This is a genomic window from Streptomyces sp. NPDC051041, from assembly GCF_044456065.1.
In the GTDB taxonomy this organism is placed as follows: domain Bacteria; phylum Actinomycetota; class Actinomycetes; order Streptomycetales; family Streptomycetaceae; genus Streptomyces; species Streptomyces glaucus.
In genome coordinates this window covers 299,423-312,444 of sequence record NZ_JBITFM010000002.1, presented here as the reverse complement: position 1 = coordinate 312,444, position 13,022 = coordinate 299,423, and the positions used below count along the sequence as shown (strand labels likewise).

General features: G+C 76.6%; 8 protein-coding genes. 3 read left to right on the top strand and 5 right to left on the bottom strand.

Features of this window, described 5'->3' with window-relative positions; genetic code table 11:
• Nucleotides 1–542: 542 nt before the first annotated feature.
• The 4 genes from ACIBAI_RS04695 to ACIBAI_RS04680 all read right to left on the bottom strand — a co-directional run bounded on the left by ACIBAI_RS04695 (nt 543) and on the right by ACIBAI_RS04680 (nt 7,308).
• Nucleotides 543–1,271 (bottom strand): hypothetical protein, encoded by a 729-nt coding sequence (locus ACIBAI_RS04695; RefSeq protein ID WP_399030948.1) that lies wholly within the window; start codon nt 1,269–1,271, stop codon nt 543–545.
• Between the two features lie 797 nt (nt 1,272–2,068).
• Entirely contained in the window at nt 2,069–3,265 is a 1,197-nt protein-coding gene (locus ACIBAI_RS04690; protein WP_399030947.1) for a VWA domain-containing protein, read from the bottom strand.
• An 82-nt stretch (nt 3,266–3,347) separates the two neighbouring features.
• Nucleotides 3,348–5,975, bottom strand: coding sequence for a DUF5682 family protein (locus ACIBAI_RS04685; protein WP_399030946.1), 2,628 nt, complete (start codon nt 5,973–5,975; stop codon nt 3,348–3,350).
• A 133-nt stretch (nt 5,976–6,108) separates the two neighbouring features.
• The gene (locus ACIBAI_RS04680) at nt 6,109–7,308 is read right to left on the bottom strand and encodes an AAA family ATPase (protein WP_399030945.1); all 1,200 of its coding nucleotides are present in this window, start codon (nt 7,306–7,308) and stop codon (nt 6,109–6,111) included.
• 156 nt (nt 7,309–7,464) lie between these two features.
• Here ACIBAI_RS04680 and ACIBAI_RS04675 point away from each other — a divergent pair, with 156 nt between their 5' ends.
• Nucleotides 7,465–8,814 (top strand): SWIM zinc finger family protein, encoded by a 1,350-nt coding sequence (locus tag ACIBAI_RS04675; RefSeq protein WP_399030944.1) that lies wholly within the window; start codon nt 7,465–7,467, stop codon nt 8,812–8,814.
• Between the two features lie 58 nt (nt 8,815–8,872).
• A complete protein-coding gene (locus ACIBAI_RS04670; RefSeq protein ID WP_399030943.1) occupies nt 8,873–10,495 on the top strand; it encodes a DUF5691 domain-containing protein in 1,623 nt (540 codons plus the stop codon).
• Nucleotides 10,496–10,656: 161 nt separating this feature from the next.
• Here the strand turns inward: ACIBAI_RS04670 and ACIBAI_RS04665 are convergent, their stop codons facing one another.
• Nucleotides 10,657–11,073 carry a cobalamin B12-binding domain-containing protein gene (locus tag ACIBAI_RS04665; protein WP_344602693.1) on the bottom strand — a complete coding sequence of 139 codons (417 nt, stop codon included), beginning with the start codon at nt 11,071–11,073 and terminating at the stop codon, nt 10,657–10,659.
• 692 nt (nt 11,074–11,765) lie between these two features.
• Here ACIBAI_RS04665 and ACIBAI_RS04660 point away from each other — a divergent pair.
• Complete coding sequence (locus ACIBAI_RS04660; RefSeq protein ID WP_399030942.1) at nt 11,766–12,791, top strand: esterase/lipase family protein; 1,026 nt, start codon at nt 11,766–11,768, stop codon at nt 12,789–12,791.
• Nucleotides 12,792–13,022: the final 231 nt, after the last annotated feature.

Genomic DNA, 13,022 nt, shown 5'->3' with positions numbered 1-13,022 from the left:
CGGGCGGCGGGTCCCCGCCCCATCGGGGACCCGCCGCCCCGTCCGCGGGCCTCCGCCCGAACAGACCGACGGCTTTCGGCCGTTCGGACCTCGGACTCCGCGGAGTCCGCTCCGCCCGGGGTGCGGCGGAGAGTTCCGGGAATGTGAGAGCTGGGAGGGCTGGGGGTTGGGAGTCGGAGCTTGGGACTGGGGGCTCGGGGGACTTCAGGGCTTGCGGTGATCGCGGCCGGTGCGGGATCACGGCGGTCGTCCCGCCGGGCGGCGGTCGGCCGGTGCCGCGGTCCCCGAAGCGGAGAGCTCCCTGCCCGGGGGGCCCGCGAGCAGGAGGCTCCTGAGCGCAGGGGACCTCCTGGGAGCAGGGGACCCCTGGGGGCGGGAGGTTCCTGGGGGCGGGAGATTCCTGGGAACGGCAGGTCTCCGGGCGGGGACCGCGGACCCGGTCGCGGCTTCGGCGGCCCCCGTCCGGGGAACGGAGGGGGCCGGACGGACGGGCAGGCCCGTTCCGTCCCGCGCGCCGGGTCTACGGCGCAGGAGGGTCCGCTCTATGCGGGGGAGACGGGAACGTCCCGGTACCGGTCCCGGATCCCGGCCGCGTCGGCGGACACGGTGCCGCCGGGCACGAACCGCGGCGCAGTCCGGTGGTCCGGGGTGACGGCCTGGACGTCGCCGTGGCGCGGGGTGCCGCTGTCGGCCGCCGACCGGTTGCCCAGCGCACCGTCCGGCTCACCGGCGGGCTCCCGGTGGACGAGAACGTGACCGCTGGGCGACGCGGCACGCTGCCGGTGCGCGCCGCCGTGCGCCGACGCCTCCGGTACGACGCCGACGCGCGGACCGTGGACATCGGTTCCCGCCACCGCGTCGCCCCGCGTGTCGGGGGTGTGGCCGTCGCCGGCCGACGGGACGGCCGGGGAGCCCGGCTGCGGGTCCGGGGTGACGGGCGTGGGCAGTGGGTGTCCCGGCACCGCGGGAGCAGCGGGCACGTCCGGCAGCTCCGGCAACTCCGGCAGCTCCGGCAGCTCCGGCAGCTCCGGCAGCTCCGGCGTCCCCGGTACGTCCGGGAGTCCCGGCGCCGAGGGCTCGCCGGGCGGATCCGGAACGCCGGGCGAACCGGGGGTGCCGGGGAGGCCGGGCAGTGTCGGCAGGCCGGGGAGGCCGGGGAGGCCGGGCAGCTCCGCCGACGGGCCGCAGGGCGGTTCGGGGATCCTTTCGGCCAGCCCCTCGGTCGCCGTCCGCACCAGGCCGCCGACCGGCCGCACGACACGCGCGTCCACGGAATGGACGGCGTCCTCGACGACCGGGCGAAGGAGGCCGCCGGGAGAGGTCTGCTGCCGGTCCGGGGCAGTGCGCGGGCCAGGTCCGCTGTCCTGCCCCGCCGCGGGCACGCGGTCGCCGGCCGGACCCCCGGCCGGCTTCCCGGCCGTGCTTCCCGTCGACGGCCACGCGTCCCGCGCAGAAGCCGGCGCGGTCACCGGGGCCACCGCAGCCGCCGGGGCCGTCATCGGGGCCGCCGGATTCCGGCCCTCGGCGGCCTGGGCCGGTCCTCCGCACAGGAGTCCGGCCGCGAACACCCCGCCCACCAGGAGAACGGCCCGGAGCACGCACCGTCCGGCCGCTGTGCGCAGCACGCGTACAGCGGCGTCGGCCGGGGCTGCTTGCCGGATCAAGGCGGGGATGTTCCTCCCGTGCGGCGGAACGGGTGACGTGTGACGACGGTCGGCGGGTGAGGGCGGTCGGCGCGGCACGGCTTACGGCGACGAGTCCGCACGACACGGCACGGGCCTGCGGAGCGCGGCGCCTCGCCACCGAGGCGTCGATCCTCGCACGGGGTTCCCGAGGTCGCGCAAGCCCCTCGCTACCGATGGGCAGTCATGTCCGTTTTCGCCGGCCGCATCCGGACGGCGCCGCTCCGCCGGTCCCGCGGGCCGGCGCATCGTCGGCGGACGCCGTCGCCCGCACCGGCCTTCCGCGCGCGCCCCGGCAGCCGTACCCGGCAGCCGGGGTCCGGCCCGACCGCCGTCGCGCGACCCGACCGGTCGTCACCCGGCCCGGCGCCGCCGGTCCCGGGACGTCACGCCGTCTCCGGTACCGGAAGCGGCCGCTTCTCGATCGCCGCCGCCATCACCTCGGGGAACAGGTCGGGCGTGCAGGCGAACGCCGGTGCGCCCAGCGCGGCGAGCGCGGCCGCGTGTTCCCGGTCGTACGCGGGCGCGCCCTCGTCCGACAGCGCGAGCAGCGTCACGAACTGCACCCCCGACGCCTTCATCGCCGCGACCCGCTTCAGCATCTCGTCCCGTATCCCGCCTTCGTACAGGTCGCTGATCAGCACCACCACCGTCTCCGTGGGCCGGGTGATCCGCTCCTGGCAGTACGCCAGCGCCCGGTTGATGTCCGTGCCGCCGCCCAACCGGGTGCCGAAGAGCACGTCCACCGGGTCGTCGAGCTGGTCGGTGAGGTCGACGACCGCCGTGTCGAAGACGACGAGCCGGGTGCTGATCGACCGCATGGACGCCAGCACCGCCCCGAACACCGACGCGTACACGACGGACGCCGCCATCGACCCGGACTGGTCGACGCAGAGGACGACGTCCTTCTTCACCGACCGGGAGGCACGTCCGTAGCCGACGAGCCGCTCGGGCACGACCGTCCGGTGCTCCGGCAGGTAGTGCTTGAGGTTGGCCGCGATCGTGCGGTTCCAGTCGATGTCGTGGTGCCGGGGCCGGCTGACGCGGGCGCTGCGGTCGAGGGCGCCGGTGAGGGCGGACCGGGTGCGGGTGGCGAGGCGCTTCTCCAGGTCCTCGACGACCTTGCGCACGACGGCCCGCGCCGTCTCCTTCGTCGTCTCCGGCATGGCCTTGTTCAGCGACAGCAGCGTGCCGACCAGGTGCACGTCGGCCTCCACCGCCTCCAGCATCTCCGGCTCCAGCAGGAGGGCGGCCAGCCCGAGCCGGTCGATGGCGTCGCGCTGCATGACCTGTACGACGGAGGAGGGGAAGTACGTCCGGATGTCGCCCAGCCACCGCGCCACGGACGGCGCCGAGGCTCCCAGCCCCGCCGCACGGTCCCGCCCCGGCTGCGCTCCGTCCCCCTTCCCGTAGAGCGCGGCGAGCGCCCCGTCCATCGCCGCGTCCCGCCCGGCGAGGGCGCACCCGGTGCCGTCGGCCGCGTCACCGCCGAGCACCAGCCGCCACCGCCGCAGCCGCTCCTGCGCCTGGTCCGCGGATCCGGCCGTCACACGCCCACCCCCGCCCGCTCGCCGGTCCGGCATCCGGACCCGTTCACCAGCTCGTTCGGCCCGCGTCCGGCCCTGTACGGCATCCGCACGCCGCCCCTTCCCCTCGCCCCGGCCGTCATCGCGTCACCCCGACGAGACCGGTGTCCTCGCCGCCTCCGGCCCTCTCGTCGTCCCCGGTCACCTCGACGCCCTCGAAGACCCCGACGTCCTCGAACACCTCACCGCCCTCGGTCATCCCGCTGTTCCTGGAGTCCTCGCCGTCTCCGGCGTCCTGCCCCGCTCCATCCCGGTCGCCGTCCAGGCCCAGCAGCAGCCGCACCACCGGCAGCACGGCGTCCGCGCGCCCGGTGTCGAGGCCGGGCGCGAACCCCGGTCTGTCCGAACCGGTCACCGCGCCGCTCCCCCGCTGCCCCGGGCCGCGCCGGACCAGTTCGCCGAGGGTGCGGCGCACGCCCTGCTCGTACGCCGAGAAGGTGCGCCGCAGCAGCGGCAGCACGTCCGTGAACGCCTCCGCCGGCACCCCGGTCAGCCAGGCGTCGACCAGTCCGAGCAGTCGCTCGTCGTGGACCAGGAGCATCCCGCCGCCGACGCCGCCTCCGACGAAGCCCTCGATCCACGCCGCCGCGTCCGCCGGCGGCGTCCCCGGCGACAGCACCAGTCCCATCAGCCGCGCCGCCTCCTCCTGCGCCAGCTCCCCGTCGTCCAGGAGCAGCCGTGCGGTCCGTCCCCGGATGACGCCGGGCACGGTGTCCCGCTCGGACAGCGCGCGCAGCACCGTCCGCCAGCGGGCCCGCAGATCGCCGTGGGCCGGCGCGGGGTCGTCGCCGAGCAGGCCCACCGCCCGGTGCACCGCGTCGACGTGGCGCCGCATCTCCTCGGCCGCGTCCGCGTCCAGCGCGGTGCAGGCCGGGGGCAGGCCGACGAAGACGCGCTCGGCGAGACCCGCGGCGACCTCGGCCAGCGCCCGGGTGTCCGTGCCGCGCACGTCGCCGTAGCGCAGGGAGCGGACCAGCGCCGGCAGGGCCTGGGCGAGACGGCCGACGTCCGAGTCGAGCGCCGCCCGTTCGGCGAGGACCCGCATCACCGTGGGCAGCGCGTCCGGCAGTTCCGCCCGCAGGCACCGCTCGGCGAGTGCGGTGACCTCGGCCAGGTCCGGCGCGGCGAGGGCGTCCGCCCCGGCCTTGGCGGTCGCGGCGGCCGGCACGGTCGTCCCCCACACCCCGGCCTCGGCGACCCGCACGGACAGCTCCGGCTCCCAGCGCAGCCGCCAGGTCTCCCGGAACGTGCCCGTGCTCCCGCGCGAGGCGGCCGGCTCGCCCCAGTCGACGCCGAGCAGCCGCAGCCGGTGCAGCAGCCGGCTGCGGCCGGCGTCGGTCTCCTTGCGCAGGTCGAGTTCCAGCACCCGCTCCAGCGCCTCCGGCCGGAGCCGCAGCCGGCGCTGGGTCCGGGCGAGGTCGCGCTGCAGCGGCACCGCGGGCGCGGCCGGCGGCACCTCCCCCATCACGTCCCCCACGACCAGCCGGTCGTGCACCAGCGCCAGCGGCACGTCCGAGCCCTCGCACATCACCGCCCGCACGGCGTCGGTCATCTCGCCGAGGCCGGGCAGCGGGCGGCCGCGCAGCGCGGCGAGCGACTCCGCCAGCCGCACCGCCTCGATGACGTGCGCGGGGGAGACGATCCGGTCCTCGGCCCGCAGCAGCCCCGCCACCTTGGTCATCCACCGCTCGACCGGCCGGTCCGGTACGCCGAACAGGTGCCCGTACCACCCCGGCGAGTCGATGCCCGCCCCGTACCCGCTGCCCCGGGACAGCCGGCGGTGGGTCCACGGCACCCAGGTCATGTCCACCTTGACCCTGGGCAGTCCCCTGAGCAGCGCCCGGTCGGCGGCGACGGTGGCCTTCCGGCGCAGCGCGGGCACGTGCCAGGCCCCGCACACCACGGCCACGCCGTCGGCGAACTCGCGCCGCGCCGCCCGCACCTGGAGCCGCATGTACGCCTCCCGCACGGCGTCCCGGCCGCGCCCGCCGCTGCCGTACGCCTCCCGCAGCGCCGCCATGGCCTCCTCCAGCGCGCCGAACGGCGCGAGCGGGTCTCCCTCCCCCGCGCCCCGGTGCTCGACGACGTCCTCCCACCACCGCTCGGGGTCGTCGTGGCCGGCCGTCCCGGCCAGCACGGCGAGCGGGTCGATCCGGACGTCCGGGCCTGCGCCACCGGCGGGGGCGGGCGCGCCGGCGGCGTCCGTGCCGGGGGCCGGCCCGGCGTCCGGGCCGCGCCCGGCCGCCGGTCCCGCGCCGTCCCCGCCGGGCGCGGTGCCCTCGGTGCCGGGCCCGGCGGACCCGTTCCCGTCCCCGGCCTCCGTGGCCGGTGCCTCGCCCGCGGCCGTCTCCCACGCCAGCGTGTGCGCGGCCGGCAGGTCGATGAAGCGGGCCGGGACGTCGTGCTCCAGGGCCCAGCGGATCGCGACCCACTCCGGGGAGAACTCGGCGAGCGGCCAGAACGCCGAACGGCCGGGCTCGTCCACGGCGTGGGCGAGCAGGGCGACCGGTGGCCGCATCTCCTCGTCGGCGGCGAGCGGGATCAGGGCGTCGGCCTCGGGCGGGCCCTCGATCAGCACCACCCGCGGCCGGGCCGCCGCCAGTGCGGCCCGCACCGCCCGCGCCGACCCCGGTCCGTGGTGCCGTACCCCGAGCAGCAGCGGCCCCGCGCCGGACCCGCTGCGCCCGCCGCCGTCAGCGCCTGTCACGCGGTCCCCCCTCGCCACCGGCCCCGGCCGGTACCCTCTCCCTCGCCGGCCCGTCCGGCCGCCCGGTCCCCCGGCACCGGGGCGGACACCGTCTCCGTCCTGCGCCTGCCGCCCCACATCGAGGTGTTGTCGCTCACGCGCTCACCTCCCGGCAGGCCCGGTAGAAGTCCGTCCAGCCGTCCCGCTCGCGGACCACCGTCTCCAGGTACTCCTGCCAGATCACCCGGTCCGCCGCCGGGTCCCGGACGACCGCGCCGAGGACGCCCGCGGCGACGTCGCCGGGCCGCAGCACGCCGTCGCCGAAGTGGGCGGCCAGCGCGAGACCACTGGTGACGACGGAGATCGCCTCGGCCGTCGACAGGGTGCCGCTGGGCGACTTCAGCTTCGTCCGCCCGTCGGTCGTCACCCCGTCGCGCAGCTCGCGGAAGACGGTGACGACACGGCGGATCTCGTCGATGCCGTCGGGCACGGCCGGCAGGTCGAGGGAGCGGCCGATCTGGTCGACGCGGCGCGCGACGATGTCGACCTCGGCCTCGGGGCTCTCCGGCAGCGGCAGCACGACCGTGTTGAAGCGGCGGCGCAGGGCGCTGGACAGCTCGTTGACCCCGCGGTCGCGGTCGTTGGCCGTGGCGATCAGGTTGAAGCCGCGGACCGCCTGGACCTCCTGGCCCAGCTCCGGTATCGGCAGCGTCTTCTCGGACAGGATCGTGATCAGCGTGTCCTGCACGTCGGCCGGGATGCGGGTCAGCTCCTCGACGCGGGCCGTCATGCCCTGGGCCATGGCCCGCATGACCGGGCTGGGCACGAGCGCGTCGCGGCTCGGGCCGTGGGCGAGGAGCCGCGCGTAGTTCCAGCCGTAGCGGACGGCCTCCTCCGGCGTGCCGGCCGTGCCCTGCACCAGCAGCGTGGAGTCGCCGCTGACCGCCGCGGCCAGGTGCTCGGACACCCAGGTCTTCGCGGTGCCGGGCACGCCGAGCAGCAGCAGGGCGCGGTCGGTGGCGAGCGTGGTGACGGCGACCTCGACGATGCGGCGCGGGCCCACGTACTTCGGAGTGATCACCGTGCCGTCCGGCAGGGTGCCGCCGAGCAGGTACGTCGCGACGGCCCGGGGCGACAGCTTCCAGCGGGCCGGGCGCGGGCGGTCGTCCTGCGCGGCCAGCGCGGCGAGCTCGTCGGCGAAGGCGTCCTCGGCGTGCGGACGCAGGGCGTCGGTCCCGGGCGCGGACGGGTGCGTGCCCGCGACCGCGGTTTCGGGGGCGGCCGCGCCGGTGTCCGCGGGCGCGGCCCCGTTCCGGCTCGGATCGGCGGACGTCGGTTCTACGGGCACAGGCATGGCTGAGTCCCCCTCCAGCTCGGCCGGTTCGGATCTGGTGTCCACCGTGCACCACACCACTGACAATCCGCCCTGACCTGCTTGAACGCGCTGGTGGGGCCATCGCGGAGCCGCTCGGGCGGTCGATTGTCAGTGCCGGGACCTACCGTCGACGGCATGACTCAGCAGGGGGCGCGCTGGACCGCGGACCAGGTGCTGGCACTGGCACCGGACGACGCGTCGCGCAAAGCGGGAGGCAGGCTCGGCGCGGCCGGGCCGTGGTCCGGGGCGGGCAGTTCCGGCGAGGGGGCGGTGTGGGGGCTGTGCAAGGGCAGCGGCAGCGAGCCGTATCGGACGGTCGTCGACCTCGCGGACGCGTCCGGGCCCGCCTACGCGTGCAGTTGCCCGAGCCGGAAGTCACCGTGCAAGCACGCGCTCGGGCTGCTGCTGCTCTGGGCGGGCGGCGACGGGGCGGTGCCGCCGGGGCAGCCCCCGGACTGGGCCGGGCGGTGGCTGGCGGGCCGGCGCGGGCGCGGGCGCACGGAGGGGAAGCGGACCGCGGCCGCGTCCGGGCCGGGTGATCCGGAGGCGGCACGGCGCAGGGCGGAGCGCCGGGCCCGGCTGGTCACGGCCGGGGCGACGGAACTGGAGCAGCGCCTGGCGGACCTGCTCCGCGGCGGCCTGGCCGGCGCGGAGCAGGCGGGGTACGGGCTGTGGGAGGAGACGGCGGCCCGCATGGTCGACGCCCAGGCGCCCGGGCTGGCCGCGCGCGTCCGGGAGCTGGGCGCGATCCCGGGGTCCGGGCCCGGCTGGCCGGTGCGGCTGCTGGAGGAGTGCGCCCTGCTGCACCTCCTCGACCAGGGGTGGCTGCGCCGCGAGGAGCTGCCGGACGGCCTGGCGGCGACGGTCCGCTCACGGGTCGGCCTGCCCGCCGCGCCGGACGGCCCGCCCGTGCGGGACCGCTGGCTGGTCCTCGCCCGGTACGACACGGCGGACACCCACCTGACGACCCGCCGCACATGGCTGTACGGCGCCGGATCGGGCCGCACGGTGCTGGTCCTCTCCTACGGCGCCGCCGGCCGTGCGCCGGAACCGGCCCTGCCGGTCGGGCTGACCCTGGACGCGGAGGTGTCCGCCTACCCGGGCGCCGGTCAGCAGCGGGTGGCCCTGGGCGAACAGTTCGCGCCACCCGCGCCGGCGTCGACGCGGCCGCCGGGCATGACGACGTCGCAGGCGGCCGCCCGCTACGGCGAGGCACTGCGCGACGACCCGTGGCTGGAGTCGGTCCCGGTGACCCTGGACCGGGTCGTGCCGGCCCCGGACGGCGACTCCTGGCAGCTGGCGGACGCCGACGAGGACGCGGCGCTGCCGCTCACCCCCGCCGCCCGGGCCCGCCCGGGCCTGTGGCGCCTCGCCGCCCTCTCGGGCGGCGCGCCGGTCAGGGTCTTCGGCGAGTGCGGCCACCGGGGCTTCACCCCGCTGACGGCCTGGCCGGAGGGACCGGGCGACGCGGTGCCGCTGTGCTGAGCGGCCCCGGCCGGCAGCCGGCGAGAAGGCGTTCGGAACCCGACGGAAAGGAATCCGTATGACCAGGGCCTCCGCTCCCTCGGGCGCACCCGCGCCGGGCGCCTGGGAGGAACTCGTCACCACGGCGCTGCTCGGCACGGAACGGCGCACGCCACCGGGCTGCGCGCCGGGACGGGAGGCGCCGGTCGCGCTGCTGGACGCGGCGGCCGCGGAGACCGTCCGCAGACGGGCCGGGCTGCGGCCGGCCCGCGCGGCGCGGCGCCCGGAACCGGCTCCCGAGGACCCTCGCCCGCCGCTGCCGGCCGCGGCGGCCCGCAGGCTCGCGATGCTGCTGGCCGACCGCCCCGGCGCGGCGGGCGGAGGCCGCAGGGGCACGGCGCCGGACCTGATGGAGCTGCTGCCCCAGTGGCTCGCGGCGGCGAACGCCCACGGCTACGCGGCACCGCCGGAGGCCCTGCCCGCACTGCTGGACGCGGCGCGGGGGCGCACCGACCTGCGTCCGGCGGCGCTGGCGTTCGCCGGTCCGCGCGCCCTGTGGCTCGCCCGGCTGAACCCGGACTGGCGGTTCGCCCTGCGCGCGACCCCGGGCGGCGGCACGGCCCTGCCGCGCCCGCAGGACACGGAGCGGGTGCACCGGCTCTGGCAGGAGGGCCTCTTCGCCGAGCGCGTCGCCCTCCTGTCGGCGCTGCGCGCCCGCGAACCCGCCGCCGCCCGCGAGCTGCTCGCCTCGACCTGGGCGACGGAGCGGGCCGAGGACCGGCTGATGTTCCTCGACTCGCTGCGGGCGGGGCTCGGCCCCGAGGACGAGCCGTTCCTGGAGCAGGCGCTGGCCGACCGCAGCCGCAACGTCCGGGCGACGGCGGCGGAGCTGCTGTCGGCGCTGCCGGGTTCGGCGCTCGCCGCGCGGATGGCGGCCCGGGCCGCCGCGTGCGTGGCCGTCGACCCCACCCGGGACACGCCGACGATCCTCGTGGAGGCGCCGCACGAGTGCGACGCGGGCATGGAGCGCGACGGCGTCGTCCCGAAGCCCCCCACCGGACGGGGGGAGCGGTCCTGGTGGCTGGGCCAGCTGGTGGAGGCGACGCCGCTCGGCACCTGGTGCGGGCGGCTGGGCGGACGCACTCCCCGGCAGATCGTCGCCCTGCCGGTGGCGGACGGCTGGCAGAGCGAGCTGCACGCGGCGTGGTGCCGGGCGGCGGTGCGGCAGCGGGACGCCGGGTGGGCGCGGGCGCTGCTCGGAGCGCCCACGGCACCCGAGGCCGGCGGTCCGGGCGCGGTGTCCCTGGCGGAGCGGGCGAAGCTGCTCGGCACGCTGGACGCCGCCGAACGGGCCGGGTGGGTGGCCGGATTCATCGCGACGCACGGGCTGTCCGAGGCGTTCCAGCTCCTGGGGGTGTGCGCCGTGCCGTGGGCCCCGCCGCTCGGGCGCGCCGTGGTCGACGCGCTGAACATCGCGCGGGACGCGGGAAGCTATCCGTGGAGCTTCAGCGGGGTCATGGGCCTGGCCGAACGCTGCCTCGACCCTTGCGAGGCGAGCCGCCTCGACGCGCTGCTGGCGGTACCGGAGGAGCGGGAGGACGCGTCACCGGGGGCCGGCGGCTACTGGGCGGAGGCCTTCCAACGCCTGGTCGGCACCCTGCGCCTGCGCGCGGCCATGGCCGAGGAGCTGAGGGCGGCGTAGGGCGTGCCCGTCCCGCCGGCACGGGCGGGCGTGTACCGCGCCGCCCCGCGCCGGTCACCGCCGTGCCCGTCCCGGCGGCGGGAGGCCGGGGACGGGGACGCGCCCCCGGCAGCGTTCGGGCCGGCTCCCGCCCCGCGCCGGCCCCCGGCCCGTGCGGCCGGCTACGCCTGCGCCGGCTGCCGTACGTTCGCCCGTACCCAGTCCACGATCGACGCCGTCGTCGCGCCGGGGGTGAAGATCGCCGCGACGCCCTTCTCCTTCAGCGGAGGGATGTCCGCCTCGGGGATGATCCCGCCGCCGAAGACCAGGATGTCCTCCGCGTCCCGCTCCTTGAGCAGGTCGATCACGGCCGCGAAGAGCGTGTTGTGCGCGCCGGAGAGGATGGAGAGCCCGATCGCGTCGGCGTCCTCCTGGATCGCGGTGTCGACGATCTGCTCGGGTGTCTGGTGAAGCCCGGTGTAGATGACCTCCATACCGGCGTCGCGCAGTGCCCGCGCGATCACCTTGGCCCCGCGATCGTGGCCGTCGAGCCCCGGCTTGGCCACCACCACGCGGATCGGACCGGCTGCCACACCCATCACTGCCTCCATGAAGCGACTACATCCATCCGTACCGACAAGTACCGCACACATCACCCGTGCCGCGCATGACGCGTCACGAGCACGTCGTACGCGCGATGCGCGGCACGCGCGCACCCGCGCCGCGCCGGAGCGGCACGGCCGGCGTACCGCGTGTCCCGCTGTCCACCGCACCCGATGCGCCACCGCGGCGCGGTCACCCGCACCCGTCCGCACGGGGAGGATGCCCGGCCGCCCGGGGAAGTGAACGAACGTTATCGCCAGCATCCCGCAACCGGCAGTTTCGCGGTGCGGACCGAGGGGGAAATCACACGGTGGGACACGTTCGCCGCGCACCGTTCCGGATTCCCGCGGCTCCCGCGCCGCGCGTTCCCGCGGAACGGGACCACGGCGGAGTCGGGCGCGAGGAGAGCCGCAACGGGGTCGCCGCACCACCGCGCGGGAGGCCGCGCTCCGTGGTGATGCGGCACTTCGGCGAGGTCACAGGGCACGCAGGGCTGACAGGGCACGGCATCGGAGAGCCTCGCCGTCGCACCGGCGGGAACTCCTCCCCTCACCGGCGTCGCACATGACGCATGCACCGCTCAGTTCACGCGATTCTCAGACACATCGCCGAAATCCCGTGTCGCGACGCTCCAGGAGGGCACACGGGGACGGAGGCGTCCCGCCGCGTGCCGACAAGGAGGTCGGCCATGAAGGTCACCAGGGCAGCACTGCCCCTCATGCCGGTTCTTCCGCTCTGCCAACGGCTCCTCCCGAGCAGGCTGACGGGACTCTCCCTGGCCCTCCTGAAGGCGACCGCCCTGGACCTCGCGATCCTCGCGGGGCACCTGCTGCTCTATCCCTCCGGTTTCACCCCGGAGCGCCGGGCGGTTCCCGTGATCCCCTCACTGGGCACGCAGGTCACCCCAGTCACACCCGCTGTAGAAGAAACGGAGGTCGCGGAGGGAACAGCAGTCGCAGAGGACGCAGGAGTCATAGAAGAGACAGCAGCCATATTGAGCGCGGAGAGCACCGCGGCCCCGTCGGTCACGCCGAATCCGCCGAGCGCCGCCCGCCTGCCCGCGCAGGCCAAGCCCCCGGTCGTCCTGATCCACGGCTTCATAGACAACCGCTCGGTCTTCGTCCTGCTGCGCCGCAGCCTCGCCCAGCACGGCAGGCAGCGGATCGAGTCCCTCAACTACTCGCCGTTGACCTGCGACATCCGCACCGCCGCCGAGCTGCTCGGCCGGCACATAGAGGAGATCTGCGAGCGTATGGGCAGCGACCGGGTCGACGTCGTGGGGCACAGCCTCGGCGGCCTGATCGCGCGCTACTACGTACAGCGACTCGGCGGTGACGCGCGGGTACGGATCCTCGTGACCCTCGGTACCCCGCACGCCGGTACCCGGGTGCTGCCGCTGGCCAACGCGCACCCCATCGTGCGCCAGATGCGCCCCGGCTCGCCGGTGATCGAGGAGCTGGCCCGGCCCGCACCCGGCTGCCGCACGCACTTCGTGAGCTTCTGGAGCGACCTGGACCGCGTAATGGACCCGCTGGAGACGGCCCGCCTCGACCACCCCGACCTCAGCGCGCAGAACGTGCGGGTGACGGGGATCGGCCATCTCGCCCTGCCCGTGCACCCGGCCGTCGCCGCGGGCGTGCGCCGGGCCCTCGACGACACGCCCGGGCCGGAAACCGAGTCCGCCGACCACGCCGACGGCCTCACGGTCGCCTGACAGCCGCCCGGCGATCACCCGGCGGCCGCCGCCGGCGAAACGAGCCGGACAGCGCCCCGGCCACCCCGCGCCGCCGCCCCCATGCCGCCTCGCCCCCGGAGCGTCGCCGGAACACCGGTGGACCAGGATCGAACAAATCTCGAACACAAGGCCAAACTCTTGTCCGCAGTTCGCCGAAACACGGCCGATTGCCCGTTTCCTGCGCGTGCGAAACCTGCGGAAGATTGTCGT

What these genes read in the sequence shown, in the direction of transcription:
- ACIBAI_RS04690 (WP_399030947.1), bottom strand. Translation starts at nt 3,265, where the DNA reads ATGCCGGACCGGCGAGCGGGCGGGGGTGGGCGTGTGACGGCCGGATCC.
- ACIBAI_RS04680 (WP_399030945.1), bottom strand. Translation starts at nt 7,308, where the DNA reads ATGCCTGTGCCCGTAGAACCGACGTCCGCCGATCCGAGCCGGAACGGG.
- ACIBAI_RS04665 (WP_344602693.1), bottom strand. Translation starts at nt 11,073, where the DNA reads ATGGGTGTGGCAGCCGGTCCGATCCGCGTGGTGGTGGCCAAGCCGGGG.
- ACIBAI_RS04675 (WP_399030944.1), top strand. Translation starts at nt 7,465, where the DNA reads ATGACTCAGCAGGGGGCGCGCTGGACCGCGGACCAGGTGCTGGCACTG.
- ACIBAI_RS04670 (WP_399030943.1), top strand. Translation starts at nt 8,873, where the DNA reads ATGACCAGGGCCTCCGCTCCCTCGGGCGCACCCGCGCCGGGCGCCTGG.
- ACIBAI_RS04660 (WP_399030942.1), top strand. Translation starts at nt 11,766, where the DNA reads ATGAAGGTCACCAGGGCAGCACTGCCCCTCATGCCGGTTCTTCCGCTC.